Below are 19,660 nucleotides of genomic sequence, written 5' to 3' on the forward strand. Positions count from 1 at the left end.
TCTTCAAAGTGAGATTGCAAATGAACCTGAGTTTCCTGAAAACCGCAGTTCTACGCTGCTTGGCGATGTCGACGGCCCTGATCGCGTTTGCTCTGGCAGCCAACATGAGCGCCGCCGCCGATGCCTTTCCACTCGAGTTCCGCATCATCGATCCTGACAACCCGAAGAACGCCAAACTGGCCAAGGTCGAAGATAAACTGCCGCCGCTCATCATCATGTTTCCTGAAGGGAAAACCGCGGACAAGGTCGACGCGACAGCCCCCATCGGCCGCCTGGAAGGCTTTCGCGGAAAATCGAAGCTGCTGCCAGAATCGAACGACAATCCGGGCCTGCCCGTGCTGCTGTACGGACTTCGCTTCTTGGAACGCAAGGGAGCTGATGGCAAGCTGGAAGGCTACGACGTCGAGTTGCAAGGCGAATTCAACGCCGTGAAGGTGCCCGCGCCGCAAGAAGCGATGGATGACTTCTTAGCGGGCAAGAAGGCGACGTTCGCTCTCGAATCCAAGTTGCAGTACGGAATTATCTCGACCCAATCGCAAACGAAGCTGGAGATCTCTCGCAGCGGCGATCAGATCTTCATTCATTCCGTCGAAGGCGATTTCACTTTTCGCGAAGCGTTCACGTTCTACAAAAGCGACACGCTCAAGACCGAAGCTCCCAGCACTCGCAAGTATTTGTATCAGGGCGAGAAGGCCAAGCTGCCGACGCTGCGGATTCTCTAAGCGCGGATTCTCGTAGCGGCCGTGATAGCACTTGCCTGCTTGCTTGAGAAATTTTTGGAAAGACGTTTCGCCCGCAGAATCCTCACGAACGGCAAGGTTTGCGACCGATGAAATGCTTACCAACAGACTCCGTTGGTAGGCATCTTCTTCATCGGGCCAGAAACCAAACCCATGTCGTTTGCACGAATGCTCTTGCTAGCAATCTTGGCAATTTGCTCGTTTCCTGGCTTTGCCTGTGCGCAATGGTTTGGAACGGGCGAACAGTCGGCCAGCGATGTTGACGCAGCGGCCGATGGCGGCTTTGGTGCTGGCGAAGTCGGGACTTCCGTGTTTGGCGGCTCGCTCTTTGGCGGTCAGCAGCAAACTGATGTTTGGGGTGCTCCCCAAGGAAACCAATCGCCCTTTGCAACATCCAGCTTCAACAACAGCTTTTGCAATGACTGCGTTTCGATCTGGGATGAGTTGACTTTTTTCGCGGGCCTTGATGGCTCGAAGCAGCCGCAAGATTTTGGCGTCAATGCAAACCTCGGCGCGCAGTTTCATGTGAACTGGGGCATTCCCGTTTGGCAGGACTATGGCGTGGGCGTGCAGATCGGCACCAGCCTGATTGCGACCGAGAACGCGGTGCAAGTCTTCGACCTGCTGGGCGAAGCGACCTCGCGCACGCAAAGCTATACGACCATCGGCATGTATCAACGAACACAAGGCGGTTTTGCCTATGGCTTTGTCTATGACTTTCTCAACGAGACTTCGTACGACACGTTCTCGCTTGGTCAGTGGCGTCTGCGTGCTTCGTACGACTGGGGCCCCTGCGATCAATTTGGCATCACGGCCAACATCTCCAGCTTTAGTGATACCGGCTTTGTCGGCGGACTCATCCCGGTGACCCTGCGGCCGATCTCGCAGGGCACTGCTTATTGGCGACACTACTGGGAAACCGGCGCTCAAACCGCGTTCTGGATCGGCCTTGCCGAAGGTCATGGCGAGAACAACCTCGTTACGGGGCCAGCGCCTGATCAAGACGAGGTGATCGTCATCGGGGCTGATGTTTTGGCACCGCTCACCGATCATCTGGCCCTCTATGGCGAGACCAATCTGATGATGCCTGCCGATACGGGCACCGTCGATGCCTTTCTGGGCATTCAATGGTTCCCCGCGGGTGGAGCAAAGCAGGCCCGGCGCGGTCGCTTCGCACCACTTCTGCCGATGGCAGCACCTACGTCGTTCTCGGTGGACTTGCAGCCTTAAGGCCGCAGAATCGGCATAGCCGGCACTGCTGATTTCGTCGCTGAGCATTCGCGAACTGCGGGAAGTACGCACTCGGCTACTTGCGCCACCCCATCTGCGGGCGACCTAGGCTCATCTGTCCTGCTGCGCGTTGATCCACGCCCAGCGAAGCTCAGATGCCTGCTCAAAGGTTCGCCAATGCCCGTCGATAGCCTGCCCGTGAATGCGGTTTTGCGTTCTCCCAATGCCTCCACGCAGGTGCTCGGGGAAGAGACGCAGCGGTATCATATCCAGCGGCAACTCTGGACGAATGTCTTGTGTACGGCGTATGCGGCCATCGATCTGCGTAGCCAAGCGGTGGTCGAAGTCCGTCACTTGGCAGTCACACAGATGACAGTCAGCCAGTCCGAAGCGATTGGTCGCCGACTGAAAATCGTCGAACTCTTCGACCACCCAGTTTCCCGCCGTTTGCTGCATCTCGAACTGGATCATGCTCCGCCGCGAATCGTGCTAGAAGCCGAAAGCACCAATTCGCTCGCGAAGCTCGATTTCGACCAACCGGGCGCGACGTTGCTGGCCCTCTCAACGATTCGCAGCACGGTCGAAGCGCTGTTGGCGGCACATCGGCTGGGACTTACCCACGGCGATCTCCGCTTGGAGACCATTGGCATTGAAGGGAGCCTCGCGCGGCTCGATTTCCTCCGCCTGCGAGTTGCACAGCCCGAGCTTGCCTCTGAGTTTGACGCGAGGCAGCAAGATCTTTGCCAATTGGGGATCGTGCTGCAGCAACTCTTTGCGCATGCCGCGTTCGCGCACGATTGCCAGAGCTTCAACGCGCGCGAAACCTCCAAATTGCGACAAATGGTAACGCGGCTCGCTGAGCCCTGTTCGGCCGAGAACCCGACCCCCGATTACCCCACGCTCGATCAACTGTTCGACTGCGTGCACCAGTTGGAACGACTGGCTCGCGAAGCAGATCATTCGACGACGTCCTGCCTGCGTCATCAGCAGCCCGCGACGGTGCAAAACTGCGATTCACAAGTAAGTCATACGGCCCACCTCGTGCCGGCCGAGATTGACGGTGTCCTGGTCGAAGGGGGAACGATGGCAATTCCAATCGCCGCCCCAGCGAGCATTGTCGACCTGCCGCCCCGCCTGCCTCGTCCAGGCGAGCAACTCGGCCGCTATCGCCTCGAACGCAAACTGGGCCAAGGCGGCATGGGGGCCGTTTTCAAAGCCATTGACCTGAGCAGTAATCAGCCCGTCGCCATCAAACTGCTCAATCAGGCCGCAGCCATGCATCCCAACGCGGTCCGCAGGTTCACGAAGGAAGCGAGGTTGCTGGCGGCGCTCAACAATCCGCACATCACGAACTTGCTGGAAGTGAACGACGAAGATGGCGTCCCCTACATCGTGCTGGAGTTTGTCGACGGCATCAACCTCCAGCAACTGCTGCGCGAGCGAGGACCCTTGCCCGAGCGCGAGGCGCTGGCGCTGATCGCCGATGTTGCGAAGGCGCTGGTCGATGCACATCAGCGTGAGATCGTCCACCTCGATATCAAGCCCGAGAATATCCTGCTCGATCGCGATCACCGCGCGAGGCTGACCGACTTTGGCATTGCGCGGTTCATCGATCAGTCGCAGTCCTTGGCGATGACGCAAGCTGGCGGCCTGATCGGTACGCCGCTCTATATGTCCCCCGAGCAGTTCAAAGGACGCGACGAAGTACGCCCTCAGTCCGATATCTACTCCCTGGGCATCACGCTCTACGAATTGCTTACCTGCCGTACGCCCTTTACGGCGGACGATCCGATCTCGCTCGGCTCGATGCACGCGTTCGAAGATCCGCCGGCGATTCGCAAATTGAATCCGCTCCTCAGCGAACAGGTTGCGGCCATCGTCCACAAGTGTCTCGCCAAGCATCCGGGCGATCGCTACGCCGATGCGGCGCATCTGGTGCGCGAACTCGAGCGACTGCTGCGAGGTGAAATCAGCGATGTCAGCTTGCGGCCGATTCTGCCGCCGCATGATGCGAGCAAACTGGTCGCCAACCAGATGACTTGGGAACTGGCATCGTCGCCGGAAGCTTTGTGGCCCTACGTCGCGAATACCGAACGGCTGAATCGCGCGATCGGTTTACCTCCCGTCGAATACACCACGCAGCACGATGCGGAACGAGGCACCCGCCGCTTTGGCACCATTCGCGTCGCCGGCATGAAGATGACCTGGGAAGAACATCCGTTCGAATGGATCGAAGGCCGACGCATGAGCGTGCTGCGGCAATTTGCAAGCGGCCCGTTTCAATGGTTCGTCAATACGGTCGAACTACGACGACTGCCAAGCGGTGGCACCAAACTCATTCATTCGGTGAAGATTGCTCCGCAAAACTTCTTGGGTCGCATCGTCGCCCAGATCGAAACCGGGAAGAAGTGTCAGAGATCGCTCGATAAGGTCTACCCACGCATCGATAAGTTCCTGCAAGATCGCGCGGCCGACATTCCCACCGGCGATGCGTTCGAGAGTACACCCCAGCTGGCAGCTCATTTGCGAACGCGGTTGGCCGAGCGAACCGCGCGGCTATTGATTCATGGCATCGAACCGCACATTGCTGAAGCGCTAGGGACGTTTCTCACGGAAGCTGCCACGCAGGAAGTGGCGCGCATTCGTCCGATCGCTCTAGCCAACCAGTTGGGGCTCGATGAGCAGGCACTAATCGATGCCTGCTTGTTGGGAACCACCGAAGGTCTGCTGAAGCTGGAGTGGGATATCCTCTGCCCGACGTGTCGAGTGGCTGCCGATTCGAAAGAGACACTCAAGCAACTCTCTGCGCACGCCAACTGCGAAGCCTGCCATCAGGATTTTGACACGGGTGTGGCCGGCGCGGTCGAAATGGTGTTTCGCATCCATCCGGAACTGCGCGACACTGAAGTGGGCAAATACTGCATCGGCGGTCCTTGGCATGCGCCGCATGTTGTGGCCCAGTTGCGATTGGAACCGCAGGAACGAGTGGAGCTGGAACTCGAATTGCCCGTCGGCGAGTATCTCTTGCGCGGGCCTCGCTTGCCCCACTCAACCTCCCTACGCGTGCAAACCAGTGGAGCCCCGAGCCAGCACGAAGTGCTGCTCGAACAAGCCGCGCCGCGCATCAACCGAGTATCGGTGCTGCGTGCCGGGAAGCAGATTCTGATCATCGAAAATCGCTTTGCGACTCAGCAGATTGTGCGACTTGAGCGGACGATTCCACGCGGCGATGTTCTCACTGCTGCGCAGGCCGCTGCACTGCCTCGCTTTCGCGAACTGTTCCCCGGCGAAGTACTGAGCGCTGGGCAATTGATCTCGGCGGCGCAGGTCACTTTGCTCAGCACCAGCATTCCCGCAATTGATGAACATTACGCGCACCTAGGCGATATTCGCGCTTACGCCGTCGTGCAATCGCAACTTCGTAGGATTGAGCAGGCGATTGTTGCCGGGCGAGGCGAAGTAGTGAAAGTGGTTGGCGAAGGGGTACTCGCGGCCTTTCCGGAAATGTCGTCCGCAGTGGAAGTCGCCTTCGCAATACTCAACTCCGCAGAAGATGGCCTGAACTTGGCCATCGGTGTGCATCGCGGACCAGCCATCGTCACTACGGTGAATGGCCGGCTTGATTACTTTGGTGCGACCGCGCGCCAGGCTCTCGCCTTGCCGCAAGTGGCCGGTGAAGGAATCACGCTTTCCGAAAGCGTCTTCGCCGATCCGGTCGTGGCTCAGTTCGTGCAAGAGCAGCCGCTACCTTGGCAACTGCGGACGATTGACCTGCCCGGCAAGCCCCAGCAACTGGTGCAGCAATGGAAGCGACCAGAATGCTCCTCGTGATGCAACAATAATTCGGTGGGCAGACTTGATCTACTTCACATCGAACGTAATTGCCTCAATGGCCGCATGGCCCGATTTACGCAGTGGCCGCGGCAATGGCTGGGCGAGGCCTTTCTCGTCGATCGAACGGCAACGCAGCGTGTAAGTCCCCTTGGGCAGACCGGGCAATACCGCTGCCCAGTGCGCTTTGGTGAGACGCAGCGGCCAGGTGCGCGGTTTGCCGTCGATAACGCCGTGAGTTTCCGCGGGCAGCTTGTCGTCGGGCAGCGCGTCCCACTTCGCGGGTGGCGCAAGCAATTGCGCGTCTTGCCAGGGTGCTTGCGTAAAGTTTGGATCGCCCTCGGCATGCTCCGTATCGCTGGGCTCGATCCAAACCTGCACTTTGCTCAATCCTGAGATACCCACCTGGGCATAGCCGCTGAGGGCGATCGGTTCGCCGGCCTTGCCCGGATCGGGAAACGACAAGGTCGCGGCAAACGTCTTCAGCGGGCTGTCGACATCGTTGTCTTGCTCGGCATAGGTGTCGTTCGCGTAGGCCAGATTCGTCAGTACCACATGCGTCAGCCATTTGATCGACTTGAAGCCGTAGGCCTCCGGAACGACGATGCGCACGGGGCCGCCTCGTTCGGCATCCAGCCACTCGCCGTTCAACTTGTAGCAGAGAATAACGGGCGGCAAATCGAAGGGATCTTCGAGCACGCGGCCGATGGGAAGTGAACTACGGAACATCTGCTTGGGATCGTCGTTGTGATAGCCGTAGTAGAAAACTCGGCGCAGCTTCTCGCGCGGCTTGGTTAGTAGAATCAGTTCTCGCAGCGGCACTCCTTCCCACAGGCCCATCCCGAGCGGGCAGCCCAGATTGAGGCATGTCATGATCTTGGGAAACCGGACCGCGTGCTGCTTGCCGAGTTCCAATAGCGCCGCGAAATCAAACGCGGTGTTATCTGCTTGGGTGAACGTGCGGCCGAGTTTGGCGGGGTGATCGGGATCGGCGATGACCTCCAATCGCCACGTGTCTCGCGTCAGGCCCACTTCGCGTTTCTTCTCGTCAGGCAACGAATGAGGCACCGGCTTGCCGCGCGAGACATCGCGAAAGTCGGCAGCGGGAGTGAAGTAGGGTTCGAGTTTGGCGCCCGCCTTCTCCGGCTTGGAAGGCTTCGGGTCGGCACCTTGGCCGAAAGATGGCCGCACCAGCAAGGCCGCGCCAACGGCTGCTAGACCTAAAAAGTAGCGACGCGTCAGTTGTCGATGCCGGAGGAGAAACGCCGAATCAAGCATGCACGGGACTCCGTGGAAGGGCGGGCAGTTGCCGCCGAGCGAGGCTGGCAGCGGTTGCCATTGTGATGGCTGGCTCGCGCCCGCGTCTAGCGCCGATTGAAAAACCCTGGGGTAGGTGTGCCCAACCACTTTCGCCGTAAGTCTTGTGAGACCGCAAAAGAGGGGTGTCCAACTTTAAATCGATTGTTGGACACCAACTCGCGCCGCGCCTGAGAGATACGGCACTTGCTGTCCAACAATGACCTCGATTGTTGAACAAGTTGGTCTTTTTTCGGCGTGCCTCGTCGCAGACTTACGTCACGAGAGAGGCAGCCTCCTACCAAGAACGGCAGTTGACGACGTAACGAACTGCGGGGCGGCGATCATAGCTAGTACGTCGCGCGGTCTGCCTCGGTTGTGGCAGCCGATAGCGACGACTAAAGTGGCAAGGGACTGGTTCCATTGTGCTTGCGCTACGTCGAGTGTGGACGGGGAAAGTATTAGGCATGAATCTCTGGGGCCCTCGCGGCAACACCATCTTGTTTATCGCCTGCGCCCTTGGCGGATTGCCTGGCAGCCCGTTGCTGGCTGCGCCGAGCTTTGAAGGCGATGTTCTGCCTTACCTCAAGGCAAACTGCCTCGGTTGTCATGGACCAGACAAGCAGGAAGGCGAGTTTCGGATCGATAAACTCTCGACCAAAGTCGGCCACGAGAACACGCCTCAATGGGCCGAGGTGATCGAGCGAATCAATTCGGGCGAGATGCCGCCGAAGGAATTGGCCAAGCAACCGACACCCGCCGAGAACGCAGCCATCGTCGAATGGCTGGCCGCACGCATCAAGGAAGGGCAAGTGGCCCGTTTGGCTAAGCGGGGTCGTGTTTCCTACAACCGTCTCACGCGCGATGAATACGTCAACACGGTCCAGGATCTGATTGGCGTTCACTTTGATGCGACCGACCCGGGGGGATTTTTAGAGGACGCCGAGTGGCACGGCTTTGAGCGAATTGGCGCGGTCATGACGCTCTCTCCCGCCAATGTCGAGAAGTATCTCGCTGCGGCGGAAGTCATCTTGGCCGAAGCCTACACCGACAAGAAGCCGGAATTCCTCGATAAGTCTCGGCGGGCTGTTCCCGAGAACGAAATCGACGAAAAGCATCGCGAGCACCTCCGCTCGCTGGGTCTGCTCGATAAAGTTCGCTTCGAAATGTGGGCCGGCGATATCTTTCGCGGCGCTGGCTTTGCAGATCTGCCGGAGGCAGGCATCTACGAATTCAATATCACCCTCAGCGGACTGCAGGCTGAGAAGGGGAGAGCTCCGCGGCTGCTCGTGTACGAAAAGAAGCTCGATCGCGTGTTGTTCGAGCAGGATATTCTCGCGCCCGAAGAAAAGCCCATCACGGTCACGTTCCGTGCGCACCTGCCTAAGGGGCGTCCCAGTATTGATGTCATTAACAGTATTCCCGGCCTCTCCAATAATTTTCGGTCGGGGCGGCACGGCAACAAGCCTTTCGTCAGTACCAAGGATGGTCGCATCCCCTGGCAAATGAAGCTGACCGACGAACAGGGCCGGCCGAGGTATTCGTTCCTGATCTTGGACTCGGTTTCGATCCGCGGTCCCTTTGTGACGGAAAACGAACAGCGAAACCGCGAGGAATACTGGCCGCGCGAAGCCGGCAACTTCGACCAGGTTCGCGATGGCCTACGCAAGCTGGCACGCCGCGCTTTTCGTCGTCCAGTAAGCGAGGAAGAACTCGATGGCTATGTCGGCATCGTCAAAGCCGAAATGGCCGCTGGTGAGAAGTTTAGCAGTGCCGTCAAAGCGGGGATGCGCGCGATCCTTTGCTCGAAGAGTTTTATCTTCCTGGCCGAAGGTGACGAGGACGTCAATCGTCACACGCTCAACGATTGGGAGATTGCTTCGCGACTGTCGTACTTGCTGTGGAGCACGATGCCCGATGACGAACTGTTCGCACTGGCTGAGCAAGGAAAACTGAAAGACAAAGGCGAACTTGCCCGACAGTTGAAGCGGATGCTTGCCGATCCCAAAGCGGAGCGGTTCTGCCAATCGTTTCCAGCGCAATGGCTAAACCTGCGCAAAGTGGGGCAGTTTCCTCCGGATCGCAAGTTGTATCCTGAATACGACAAGTCGCTTGAGAAGAGCATGGTCGGCGAGACGACCGCTTACTTTCGGGAAGTGCTGCACCGTGACCTGAGCTTGCGGGAGTTCCTTGACTCCGACTGGACGATGGCAAACTCTCGCCTGGCGCAGTTCTATGGCTTGCCCGATACACACAATCACGAGTTCGTGCGGGTTTCATTGCCGCCTGGGAGCCATCGCGGCGGCTTGCTGACGCAGGCCTCGATTCTGTCGCTCACGTCGGATGGAACGCGGCATCGCCCCGTGCATCGCGGCAAATGGGTAATGGAATCGATCTTCGGCAAGTCGCCTCCTCCGCCACCCGCGAATGTTGATCCGATCGAGCCGAATCCCGTCGATTCGCCCAAGGCGACGTTGCGCATGAAGCTGGAAGCACACATTCATAATCCCAACTGCTCGTCGTGCCACCGCAAGATCGATCCGCTTGGTCTGGCCTTTGATAACTACGATGCAATCGGTCGCTGGCGAACGACGGAAACGGTAGAAGGAACCGGCGACAATCCGACGGTCGATGCCAGTGGCAAGTTGCCGGACGGACGCGAGTTTCAAACGCCCGAGCAGTTCAAGCAGCTGATGGTGGCCGACATCGATTCCTTTAACCTGGCATTTGTCGAAAAGCTGGCGACGTACGGTTTGCGACGTAGCATGTCATTCGAAGATCGCGACGATCTGGCCGCTATCGCTAATGTCGGTCGCACCAAGGATTATCGCCTGCGCGATATCGTAGAAGCTTTGGTCACTTCCGATCTGTTTCAAAAGCGCTAAACCTCTCTCTGGAAAGCTCGCATGAGCAACATCAATCGGAATCTTTGGCGGCTCGATCGGCGGCAAGTCTTGCGCGGCGTGGGCGCGTCGATCGCGCTGCCGTTGCTCAATTGCATGGAAGCGCCAGTACTGGGGCAGCCTGCGACGAGCAAACCGAAGCGGAGCGTGTTTCTGTACATTCCCAACGGAGTGAACACGCTCACCTGGCAGATCGAGAAAGCTGGCAAGGATTTTGAATTCTCCCAGCCGATGCAATCGCTTGAACGACATCGGGCAGACGTCACACCCTTGAGCGGCTTGCATCATCCCAAGGTGCTCGGCAAGCATCACAATTGCGATAAGGTCTGGCTGACCGGGGCCGATGTTCCCGGCGACGGAGGTGCCTTTCGCAATACCGTCTCGGTCGATCAGCTGATGGCGGAAGCGCAGGGTTCGTTCACTCGCTTCGCATCGTTAGAAATGGCCATTGAGGGGCATTCCCTGGCCTGGTCACGCGATGGGATTCAGATTCCCGCCGAGCGCGATACTCGCAATATCTTCAACATGCTGTTCGGCGTCGAGAAGGATAGCGCCAGTGCCATCAGTCGCCGACTGAGCAGTCGTTGCAGCATTTTGGATGTCGTGGCGGAGGACGCTAAACGGGTCAATCGACGCCTCGGCAGCGAAGACCAAACGAAGCTCGACGAATACCTGACCGCTGTTCGTCAGGTAGAAGTTCGTACGCAGCGGGCGGAATCTTGGCTCAAAGTGCCCAAGCCGAAACTCGATGGTGCCGACGAAGCGCGGCTGAGTCGTAAGTTGGATATGTCGAAGGTGACGGAATACTACCGCCTGTTTTACGACCTGATGGTGATGGCTCTGCGAACCGACTCGACCCGCGTCATCACCTGTATGATCTGCAGCGAGTCGAATGGCGGTGCGATTCCCGACATCGGCATTTCTCAAGCTCGGCACGGTCTATCGCATCACAATGGCGATCCCGAGCAACTTCGCCGGCTGACCGAGACCGATACGTTCCTCGTCGAACAATTGAGTTACTTTCTCGATCAACTTAAGGCCCATCAGGAGGATGGCCGACCGCTGCTCGATACGACGCAGGTGTTGTGGGGAAGCGGTATGGCCTACGGCCACAGTCACGGGAATGCGAATTTGCCGACGATTCTCGCTGGCGGTAAAGCGCTCGGCATCAAGCACGGGCAGCACATTGATTTCAATCTGCCCAAAATTGGCAAGTACAACGTGGCCGACGCCAACAGTCACTATCGCGTTTGCTCGCGACCCGTTGACGACAACGCGCGGCTGAGCAACTTGCTGCTTACCATGTTGCAGCGGATGGATCACGAGACCGAACGGTTTCAGGACAGCGTTGGCACGATCACCGGACTCACCAGCTAGGCATTGTTCATACTCCCATGTCACGTAGAAGTCAGATCTCATTCGCGCTGCTGCTCCTGGCCACTTCGCTCACCGCGCTTAGCGGCGCTGAGCCAGCGAAGTTTCGTACCGATGGCGGTGCGGACAAATCGCTGCCGTGGTTCAAGTTGGAACCAGGCAAGTTTCCACCGGCTAACTCAGCGCACGCTATCTCGGGCGAGTTGATTCAAGTTGATCATCTCGAGCGGCGCTTTCGGATTCGCGTTGACCGCAACGACAGCCAGCAGGCGGGTCACATGGATCTGCCGCTGGACGGAGTCATGTTGCCTTACGGTTCGATTTACTATCTGGGCGCGCCAGCCTCGCTGCAGGACATTCCGCTGGGGACTCATCTGCACGGGCAGTTCTACTTGAAAGACCCCGACGACAAATCGGCTCCCCCGCCGAGCCCTTACCGGCGAGTCACGGCGGAAGCTGCGTTTTCTCGCTGCTTGCAACTAGAAGACGATTTCAGTCACCACGCTCGGCTCAAGCAGGTTTGGAAAATCGACGAGGTAAAACTTGCCGACAAGAAGCTCATTGCGACCTTGCAGCGCGACGGTGTTGCCATTGGCAAACCGCAGCAGTTCGATCTACTCGGCAGCACGCGCGTGCATTCCGAACAGGGCAACGGAAAACTCACTCAACTGCAGCCTGGGCAGATGGTGCAATTCAACATCACGTGGGCCACGCTCTACGGCCCTGGTCGCATCACCGAGATTTGGGTGGACGAGCCCAGCCGAGCATTCGCGATGGCGCAACAAACACTGCGACATCACGATCACATTCGCGATCATGGGCTCGCGGGCTGGATCGATGCGGTCGAAGACGAACCGCAAATTGTCACGATCACTTTCTTTGGCGGCGTCGATCCTAAGCTCTTCGAGGAGCTGAGCGGCATCAACAAAGAGCCTCATGGCTGGCCATTCTCGGGGCGCGAGGACGATCCTAAAGCTCCTAAGGGTGGCATCTGCGTGGCCCGCGATTGCCTGATGACCTACGACCCGGTGAACGATCGTAAAGGGGGCAATATCCTCCACATTGGCAAGTCGCCTCTGGAAGTCGGCAGCAGTGGCGTGCAAATCAAAGTGAAGTGTTGCCAGTTGCTTGAGGGCTTTCGCCCGGGCCGCATCGTCCGTTTCTATCCCGCAACTTGGAAAGTCAACGCCCTACCCCAGGAAGAGCAGTTTCACGGGCGCGAATGACCTGCGGAACGAGCGAAGAGGATCGGTCACCATGTCACAAGTCAAACCAGTTGCCATCGTCACCGGTGGTGGCACGGGAGTCGGACGCGAAACAAGTCTGGCGCTAGCTCGCCTTGGCTATCACATCATCGTCAACTACTCGCGCTCGCAAACGGAGGCAGAGGAGACTGTCGCAGAAGTTTCAGCCCTCGGTGTGCGCGCGTTTGCCTACCAGGCAGATGTCGCCGACGATGCGGCCTGTCGTGCGATGGTAGCGTTCACGGTCCAGGAGCTTGGCCGAGTCGATGTGCTCGTCAACTGCGCGGGGACTACGGACTTCATTCCGTTTCAAGATCTGGACGCGGTCTCGGACGAGTCCTGGCAACGGCTGTACAACGTGAACGTGATCGGTCCCTTTCATTGTGCCCGCGCCGTTCGCGAGCCGATGCTTGCCGCTGGTGGCGGCACGATCATCAATGTTTCGAGCGTGGCGGCTCAATTGGGACAAGGGAGTTCGATACCTTACTGCTGCACGAAAGCGGCTCTCGACAATCTCACTGTCTCCTTAGCCAGAACCTTGGCCCCGCACATTCGGGTCAACGGAATTGCTCCGGGGTTTATTGAGGGGCGCTGGACTCAGGGCGGACTCGGCGCCAAGTATGAAGGGATCAAGCAGGCCTATGAACGGACCTTACCCCTGGGGCGAGTTTGCCAGCCCAAAGATATTGCCGATGCGATTGTGAGCCTGATTACCGGCAGCAAACTGGTAACGGGCCAAACGCTGACGGTCGATGCGGGAATGATGATCAGTGGCTTTCAGGTAAAATTCGATTGATCGCCTCGCAGTTACGGAATGGGATTGTGGCACGTTGAATGAATTGCCAGCAGGATCGCTGATGAATTTCGAAGGCCGTTGTTACGGGTGCTTTCGACCGGTCGAAGCATGCTTTTGTGCTTCGATTCCCAGTATCGATAACAAGACGGAAGTGCTGATTCTGCAGCATCGGCGCGAGCAGTTTCATCGGTTCAACACCGCTCGAATCGTCCGGAGGGGACTGCGCAATTCCCAGCTTTTAGCCGATCATAACCAGAACCTCGCCCAGCGAATCCAACTTCAGCCGAGGGCGGGACTGCTCTATCCAGGGCCGTCGGCGACGTTGATTTCGGATGTACCCGCCGACCAGCGGCCTCAACAACTCGTCGTCATCGATGGGACCTGGCATCACACCAAAACCCTGATGCGCGATATTCCCGCTTTGCAAAAGTTGCCGCGATATCGATTGGCGCCGACAGAGCCAAGCCGCTATCGCATTCGCCGTGAGCCCGATGCCCTGTCGCTCTCCACCATCGAAGCTACAGTCGCAGCGTTACAAATCTTGGAACCCGAGACATTGGGCTTCGACCGCCTTTTGCAGGCTTTTGAAACGATGATCGATGCCCAGGTGGCTCACCCTGGCTCGGCAAATGGCTCACGCTTCCGGGTGCGACGTCGCCGCACCTACAAGAACATTCCGTTTGCCTTGTTAGGCAGTTTGGAGAACATCGTCGTTGCGTACGGCGAAGCGGCACCCGGCGAACGTGGACGCAAACGAGTAGCAGGCCCGCCCATCTCGTGGGTTGCCCAGCGATTGGGAGACGGCGCGAACTTCGCCTGCACACTCCCGCCGCCTGAGCCGCTGAGTGATGAGTTTCTCGGGCATCTGGAGCTGACTCGTGCTGATTTTGCCACCGCACTACCACTGGCTGAAGCTCGCCGCCAATGGGCTGAGTTCGCGCGACCCAGTGATCTCGTGGTGATGATTCAACCGGGAACTGCCCAGCTGTTTTCCTACCTTGCCGATGATCACGCTCGCCGCCTCGTGCTCAAGGCAGTCGACCTGGCGTTTCCAGAGCCTGCGGTTTTCCCGGAGGCAGTTGCCGCCAGAAGCTTCGATTTTTCGCGAACACTGGGGCGCTCGACGAAGCGGCTGGAGAGTGCCATTCAGTTGGTCCGGCATCTGAACGACCTCGCTGGCTCTTCTCTCACGAACGAAGTAGTTGACAGAGGAAGCAGCTAGTCCCCTCACCGCCCCTTGCCGGGAAGTTAGAATAGGGTTGCTCGAATACCTCCGGTTGTTCTCCCCTTCTTACTTACGATCGCATGATTTCTGGTCCTCCTTCATCGACAGTCGGCGTACTGACCAGCGGGGGGCTCGATAGCTGCATCTTGGTAGGTGATCTGCTGCGGCAAGAGCGGCGCGTGCAGCCGTTTTACATACGGACTGGCCTCACCTGGCAGGAAGAAGAGTTGCCCTCGCTGCAGCGGTTCTTGCAAGCTGTGCAGTGCGAACAGCTGTTGCCACTGGTGCTGCTCGATTTGCCGCTAGCCGATTTGTACTCGGGGCACTGGAGCTTAACGGGCCGCGGCACTCCAGACGCTGAATCGCCCGACGAAGCGGTCTTCTTGCCGGGCCGCAATGCCCTGCTGCTGGTGAAGGCGGCCGTCTATTGCCAGTTGCATGGCATTCAGGAATTGGCAATTGCTCCGCTCGGGACGAGCCCCTTCGAAGATGCCGGTCCGCAGTTCTTTCACGAGTTTCAGACGGCCATGAACCGTGGTGGTACCGGCCACCTGGAACTGAAACGCCCCTTTGGTCAGCTGAACAAGCGGCAGGTGATGCAGCTCGGCGACAAGTTGCCGCTACAGTGGACATTTTCGTGCATTCACCCGGTTCAAGGCTTGCACTGCGGTCGGTGTAACAAGTGTGCCGAACGGCAGCAGGCGTTTCGCCTGGTCGAGCGGCCTGATCCAACCAAGTATGCTCATTAAATTCGTTTCCCTCCTTTCGCCTGAATGAGTTTGCATGTTTCGCGTGACCCGAGAGATCGATTTTTGCTACGGACACCGCCTGTTGAATTACGACGGCAAGTGCAAGCACCTGCACGGCCACAACGGGCGAGCAATCATCGCCATTGAGGCCGAGTCGCTGGATGAGCGGGGCATGGTCCTCGATTTTTCGGACATCAAGCGAGTCGTCAGCACGTGGATCGATGAAAATCTGGATCACCGGATGCTGCTACATAAGAACGATCCCTACGTGAAGATCCTCGCCGATCTGGGCGAGCCGCTGTACCTCATGGATCAGAATCCAACGGCTGAGAACATCGCCCGGTTGATTCACGAATTCACAGCTAGCAGGGGCTTTCCTATCGTCGAGACACACCTTTGGGAAACGCCGCATTGCTTTGCGACCTACAAGACCAGCAAGTAGCGGTTTGTTTGCTAGCTGAATTGACGTTGGCGAGACGCTGCTTGGCTGAGTAAGATTCGGCCCGATGCCCCAGGAGAAAGCATCGCACTCCGCAGACGAAGGAGGCCACGGATGGCAATCGGAAAAAGATGGTGGATCAAGCAGAAGATCCGCGGGCTGTGCCTGGCCATTGCCTTCACCATAGGACGTCGCTGGCTGAAGTCGATTCGCTTGCGCGTCGTCTGTAGTGACCCAGGTCTGGATGTGCGTGAAAATCCCGCGGGCCACATTCTGAGCATCTGGCACCGCGACATCATTATGGGCTGCACCTCGCTGGCGACCGATCAGCTGAAGGTGCTGGTAAGCCAATCCAAGGACGGCAGCACCATCACGCGGACCATCGAAGAACTGGGCTTCTCGACCATTCGCGGCTCCTCCAAGCGTGGCGGCGTGCAGGCGATGCGCGAGATGCTGCGCGAAGCTCGCGAGAGCTGCGTGGCGATTACACCCGATGGACCCAAGGGGCCAGCGCTGGAGGTGAAAGAGGGCGTCGCGTATCTTGCCTCGCGCAGCGGCGCTCCCGTCATTGCCGTGGGATGTGCCTACAGCTGGGCTATGCGAATGCGTAGCTGGGATCGGCTCTACCTGCCTCTTCCTTGCTCGCGTGTCGTGGTGTATCTGATGCCAACGATGACCGTACCGCAATCGGCCGAGAAGCACGAGCTGGATCACTACTCGGCTGAGCTTCAACAGCAAATGGTCGACGCTCAAGCATCCGCCGAAGATGAGTTAGCAAAGTGGTCAGCAGGTCGTGCTCGTTCGGAGCATGAGCCTCAACCAGCGCGCCGCGCGCGAATTAAGCCGGCGGAGCGGGCGACTTGCTGAGCAGCAGGTGCAGATAGCTGCGCCGCTCGGACTCGGTTAGTTGAAGGTACGCCGCCAGTGCCAATATCGCTTGCCTGGCTTGCGGAAGATCGGCTTCTTCAGCTTGAATTTCGAGCTCCACAAACTGGCCTACGCCGTCGACGTCATCAAGCGCGACTTCAACCAGCCAGTCTTGCCAGATGAAACTAGCCGCAGTACGCACCTTTTTCACTTCCGTCACGCGGCGAAAGCTAAGGGCCACCAGCAACTGGCCGAACTGGGCCAGACCATCATCGCCGGCAGCGATGGGCAGTTCGATTTCGCGGCGGGTTTTGGTCAGCGTATCGAGCTTGGGCCCTTTGTAGGTGATGACGTTTTGTTCGCCGGTCTTACGTAGCCGGAGCGCTTCGTCGGATTGAGCAAAATCGCGTGCCGGATGATTGAAGTAGCAATCGACCTGCACCTGCGGTTCGTGCCAGGTGGCCTGCAAAGATGTGAGTCGCTGCCGCAAGGCAGCTTCATCGGGCAGGCGAAATTTCAATTCAACTTCGAGGGTCATGGTTGTTTCACGTTCCGATTCAAGGAATGATTTGCTCGATCGGTCGATAAGGTCTGCTGCCGCGGACATGCCGCTTTTTACTCGCTGCCGGATGTCGCGATTGCCCGCACATGCGGCACTTGCCTTCTTCGGTTTGCCACGGCGCACGACACACGGCGCAGTGCGGATCGAGCAACCACCATGGGCCATCGATCTCTCCCGCAGGATAGAGTTGCACGCTCAAGGACAGCTGATGCTGCTCGCAGGCATTCAAGGCCGCGGTGAACTCGTGCAACGGCTGGTTTGCGAGCCACTGGGGGCGAGACGAGAGCAACCGAAACTGCCGTGCCAGAAACACGATCTGAGGTGCGCGGAGTGGCGAAGTTATCCACCAGCTATACCAGTTGATTCGCGCCTGCGGAAACAGCCCTGCCGGCGAATCGGTTAGCTGAGCATAAAACTCGGCGCTGGGTTCCGGTATCGGCAGCATGCCGAAGCAGCCCGCATAACTCGGCTGCTGAAGAGTGGAGATCGCATTCGCGGGGCACGACTCGCAGCAAGTTCGGAGAGCATCTTCGCCGCCGTAGATCACGAGCGCATCTCTGACGCGGAAACCTTGAGTTCCATCAGCAGAACGGGCAATGTCATCTTGGATGCGATGTTCCGCTGTCGCTGCGGCTACGTAGCGAGCGGCTCGAAGATGCCGCTCGACCTTGTCGGGCTGATTCTCTGGCAACAACTCTCGTAGCGGACATGGCCGCTCGATGGCCCAGCAGAGAAACTCGGGCGTTTGCAACGGCGATGCTCCGCACTTGGACGTGTTGCTTCGGGATTAGTGCTTGAAGTGGCGACGACTGGTAAAGATCATCGGTAGACCGTGCTCGTTGCAAGCCGCAATGACATCGGCATCCTTCACACTACCACCGGGCTGAATGATGGCGATGACGCCAGCCGCTGCAGCGCGGTGAATCGAATCAGGGAACGGGAAGAATGCATCGGAAGCGAGCACGCTGCCAGGCCCACGTTCGCCCGCCTTTTGAATGGCGATCTCGACCGAATCGACCCGGCTCATCTGCCCAGCGCCGCAGCCGAGCAGCATGCCGTCTTTGGCAAGGACGATGGCATTGCTCTTCACGTGCCGCACGATTGACCAGCCAAACTTGAGATCGTTCAGCAGGCGCTCGGCCGGCTGTTTCTCGGTGACGATTTTCCACTCGCTCTCGGGATCGGGCAGAACGTCGGCCTGTTGCACGAGCATGCCGCCTTCGATTTGGCGATAGCCAATTGTCGCGGATTGCGGGGTGAGCTTACCAACTTCCAGCAAACGGACATTGGCTTTCCACTTCGGCTTGGTCTTGAGCATTTCGACGGCCGCGGGCTCAAACGAAGGAGCCACGATCGCTTCGAGGAACAACCCGGGTGTGCACAGGACTTCCGCTGTTGCGAGATCAATGGGCTGGTTCATCGCCAGCACGCCGCCGAAGGCACTTTGCGGATCGCCATCGAGAGCCTTGCGAGTTGCTTCGGCCAGCGAAGCACCGATGGCCGCACCGCAGGGATTGTTGTGCTTAATGACGGCACAAGCGGGTTGTGTCATAGGTCGCACGATGCCCAGGGCGCTATCGAGATCGAGCAGGTTGTTGTAAGAGAGTTCCTTGCCATTGAGTTGCTTCGCGCCCACGAGGCTCGTTCCCTTGGCACCGGCCTGTTTGTACACCGCGGCCAGCTGATGGGAGTTTTCGCCGTAGCGCAGTTCATTTTCCAGGAGCAGCGGAATGCTCAGCTGCTGCGGGAAGGTTTGACCGAGTTCCTTGGCGAACCAGGCTGAGATGGCGGCGTCGTAGCCAGCGGTGTGTGCATAAGCGGCAGCGGCGAACTTGCGACGAACTTCCAGCGAAGTGCCACCCGCTTGTTGAACCTCGGCAAGAATCTCGCTGTATTGGCTCGGGCTGGTAGCGATCGTTACGAAGGCATGATTCTTGGCTGCCGCGCGCACCAGGCTCGGTCCGCCGATGTCGATGTTCTCGATCGCTTCCTCGGCACTCACGCCAGACTTGGCGACGGTAGCCTCGAAAGGATACAAGTTGACGACGACGAGTTCGAAACTGACGATGCCGTGCTCGGCGGTCAGCCGCATGTCTTCGTCGTGATCTCGCCGGGCGAGAATGCCGCCGAAGATCTTCGGGTGCAACGTCTTCACGCGGCCGTCGAGCATTTCGGGAAAGCCGGTGTAATCGGCGACGTCGCGAATCTTTAGCCCCGCTTGTTCCAGATGCTTACGCGTGCCACCGGTGCTGTAAATCTCTACACCCGCTGCGACCAGTGCCTGGACAAACTCCGTCAGGCCTGACTTATCGCTAACGCTAATGACCGCTCGTTGCAGGCGAGGATTGCTCATGAGATTTCGCTGGTTTGTAGTGTGCAAAGGGATGTGCCGGCGGGCAAGCTG

At 58.5% G+C, this 19,660-nt stretch carries 15 protein-coding genes; 11 read left to right on the forward strand and 4 right to left on the reverse strand.

Annotation, left to right across the window (positions count from 1 at the left end):
- Nucleotides 1-20: 20 nt before the first annotated feature.
- From NA78x_RS16300 to NA78x_RS16310, 3 genes are all read left to right on the forward strand, one after another.
- Complete coding sequence (locus tag NA78x_RS16300) at nt 21-722, forward strand: hypothetical protein (protein WP_425613427.1); 702 nt, start codon at nt 21-23, stop codon at nt 720-722.
- A gap of 171 nt (nt 723-893) precedes the next feature.
- Complete coding sequence (locus NA78x_RS16305; protein WP_425613428.1) at nt 894-1,970, forward strand: DUF6666 family protein; 1,077 nt, start codon at nt 894-896, stop codon at nt 1,968-1,970.
- Nucleotides 1,971-2,147: 177 nt separating this feature from the next.
- Complete coding sequence (locus NA78x_RS16310; RefSeq protein WP_425613429.1) at nt 2,148-5,801, forward strand: protein kinase domain-containing protein; 3,654 nt, start codon at nt 2,148-2,150, stop codon at nt 5,799-5,801.
- Between the two features lie 30 nt (nt 5,802-5,831).
- Here the strand turns inward: NA78x_RS16310 and NA78x_RS16315 are convergent, their stop codons facing one another.
- Nucleotides 5,832-7,079 (reverse strand): molybdopterin-dependent oxidoreductase, encoded by a 1,248-nt coding sequence (locus NA78x_RS16315; RefSeq protein ID WP_425613430.1) that lies wholly within the window; start codon nt 7,077-7,079, stop codon nt 5,832-5,834.
- Nucleotides 7,080-7,564: 485 nt separating this feature from the next.
- On the opposite strand from NA78x_RS16315, the gene NA78x_RS16320 reads away from it, so the two are divergent.
- The 8 genes from NA78x_RS16320 to NA78x_RS16355 all read left to right on the forward strand — a co-directional run bounded on the left by NA78x_RS16320 (nt 7,565) and on the right by NA78x_RS16355 (nt 16,694).
- Nucleotides 7,565-9,982, forward strand: coding sequence for a DUF1592 domain-containing protein (locus NA78x_RS16320; RefSeq protein ID WP_425613431.1), 2,418 nt, complete (start codon nt 7,565-7,567; stop codon nt 9,980-9,982).
- A 21-nt stretch (nt 9,983-10,003) separates the two neighbouring features.
- Nucleotides 10,004-11,377, forward strand: coding sequence for a DUF1552 domain-containing protein (locus tag NA78x_RS16325; protein WP_425613432.1), 1,374 nt, complete (start codon nt 10,004-10,006; stop codon nt 11,375-11,377).
- A gap of 17 nt (nt 11,378-11,394) precedes the next feature.
- The gene (locus NA78x_RS16330) at nt 11,395-12,600 is read left to right on the forward strand and encodes a hypothetical protein (protein WP_425613433.1); all 1,206 of its coding nucleotides are present in this window, start codon (nt 11,395-11,397) and stop codon (nt 12,598-12,600) included.
- A gap of 31 nt (nt 12,601-12,631) precedes the next feature.
- On the forward strand, nt 12,632-13,414 hold the full coding sequence (locus tag NA78x_RS16335; protein ID WP_425613434.1) for an SDR family NAD(P)-dependent oxidoreductase: 783 nt from the start codon (nt 12,632-12,634) through the stop codon (nt 13,412-13,414).
- A 61-nt stretch (nt 13,415-13,475) separates the two neighbouring features.
- On the forward strand, nt 13,476-14,636 hold the full coding sequence (locus tag NA78x_RS16340; RefSeq protein ID WP_425613435.1) for a tRNA-uridine aminocarboxypropyltransferase: 1,161 nt from the start codon (nt 13,476-13,478) through the stop codon (nt 14,634-14,636).
- Nucleotides 14,637-14,719: 83 nt separating this feature from the next.
- Nucleotides 14,720-15,388 carry a 7-cyano-7-deazaguanine synthase gene (locus NA78x_RS16345; RefSeq protein ID WP_425613436.1) on the forward strand — a complete coding sequence of 223 codons (669 nt, stop codon included), beginning with the start codon at nt 14,720-14,722 and terminating at the stop codon, nt 15,386-15,388.
- 34 nt (nt 15,389-15,422) lie between these two features.
- Nucleotides 15,423-15,830, forward strand: coding sequence for a 6-pyruvoyl trahydropterin synthase family protein (locus tag NA78x_RS16350; protein WP_425613437.1), 408 nt, complete (start codon nt 15,423-15,425; stop codon nt 15,828-15,830).
- Nucleotides 15,831-15,941: 111 nt separating this feature from the next.
- Complete coding sequence (locus NA78x_RS16355) at nt 15,942-16,694, forward strand: lysophospholipid acyltransferase family protein (RefSeq protein ID WP_425613438.1); 753 nt, start codon at nt 15,942-15,944, stop codon at nt 16,692-16,694.
- Here NA78x_RS16355 and cyaB read toward each other — a convergent pair.
- From cyaB to purH, 3 genes are read right to left on the reverse strand one after another with little or no spacing between them, the layout of a single operon-like run.
- Complete coding sequence (gene cyaB / locus NA78x_RS16360; RefSeq protein ID WP_425613439.1) at nt 16,666-17,232, reverse strand: class IV adenylate cyclase; 567 nt, start codon at nt 17,230-17,232, stop codon at nt 16,666-16,668. The two genes, NA78x_RS16355 and cyaB, sit on opposite strands and share 29 nt — an antisense overlap.
- Nucleotides 17,233-17,251: 19 nt before the next feature.
- Nucleotides 17,252-18,007: a hypothetical protein gene (locus tag NA78x_RS16365; protein ID WP_425613440.1), complete on the reverse strand. Its 756-nt coding sequence runs from the start codon at nt 18,005-18,007 to the stop codon at nt 17,252-17,254.
- Nucleotides 18,008-18,043: 36 nt separating this feature from the next.
- Complete coding sequence (gene purH, locus NA78x_RS16370; RefSeq protein WP_425613441.1) at nt 18,044-19,609, reverse strand: bifunctional phosphoribosylaminoimidazolecarboxamide formyltransferase/IMP cyclohydrolase; 1,566 nt, start codon at nt 19,607-19,609, stop codon at nt 18,044-18,046.
- Between the last annotated feature and the right edge of the window lie 51 nt (nt 19,610-19,660).

Origin of the sequence: Anatilimnocola aquadivae (assembly GCF_049819085.1) — a bacterium.
GTDB lineage: Bacteria > Planctomycetota > Planctomycetia > Pirellulales > Pirellulaceae > Anatilimnocola.

Bases quoted from the DNA above. Each gene is read 5' to 3' on its own strand.
- NA78x_RS16300 (WP_425613427.1), top strand. From the start codon at position 21: ATGAACCTGAGTTTCCTGAAAACCGCAGTTCTACGCTGCTTGGCGATG.
- NA78x_RS16320 (WP_425613431.1), top strand. From the start codon at position 7,565: ATGAATCTCTGGGGCCCTCGCGGCAACACCATCTTGTTTATCGCCTGC.
- NA78x_RS16340 (WP_425613435.1), top strand. From the start codon at position 13,476: ATGAATTTCGAAGGCCGTTGTTACGGGTGCTTTCGACCGGTCGAAGCA.
- NA78x_RS16330 (WP_425613433.1), top strand. From the start codon at position 11,395: ATGTCACGTAGAAGTCAGATCTCATTCGCGCTGCTGCTCCTGGCCACT.
- NA78x_RS16350 (WP_425613437.1), top strand. From the start codon at position 15,423: ATGTTTCGCGTGACCCGAGAGATCGATTTTTGCTACGGACACCGCCTG.
- NA78x_RS16355 (WP_425613438.1), top strand. From the start codon at position 15,942: ATGGCAATCGGAAAAAGATGGTGGATCAAGCAGAAGATCCGCGGGCTG.
- NA78x_RS16310 (WP_425613429.1), top strand. From the start codon at position 2,148: ATGCCCGTCGATAGCCTGCCCGTGAATGCGGTTTTGCGTTCTCCCAAT.
- NA78x_RS16315 (WP_425613430.1), bottom strand. From the start codon at position 7,079: ATGCTTGATTCGGCGTTTCTCCTCCGGCATCGACAACTGACGCGTCGC.
- cyaB (WP_425613439.1), bottom strand. From the start codon at position 17,232: ATGACCCTCGAAGTTGAATTGAAATTTCGCCTGCCCGATGAAGCTGCC.
- NA78x_RS16335 (WP_425613434.1), top strand. From the start codon at position 12,632: ATGTCACAAGTCAAACCAGTTGCCATCGTCACCGGTGGTGGCACGGGA.
- NA78x_RS16345 (WP_425613436.1), top strand. From the start codon at position 14,720: ATGATTTCTGGTCCTCCTTCATCGACAGTCGGCGTACTGACCAGCGGG.
- NA78x_RS16305 (WP_425613428.1), top strand. From the start codon at position 894: ATGTCGTTTGCACGAATGCTCTTGCTAGCAATCTTGGCAATTTGCTCG.
- purH (WP_425613441.1), bottom strand. From the start codon at position 19,609: ATGAGCAATCCTCGCCTGCAACGAGCGGTCATTAGCGTTAGCGATAAG.
- NA78x_RS16325 (WP_425613432.1), top strand. From the start codon at position 10,004: ATGAGCAACATCAATCGGAATCTTTGGCGGCTCGATCGGCGGCAAGTC.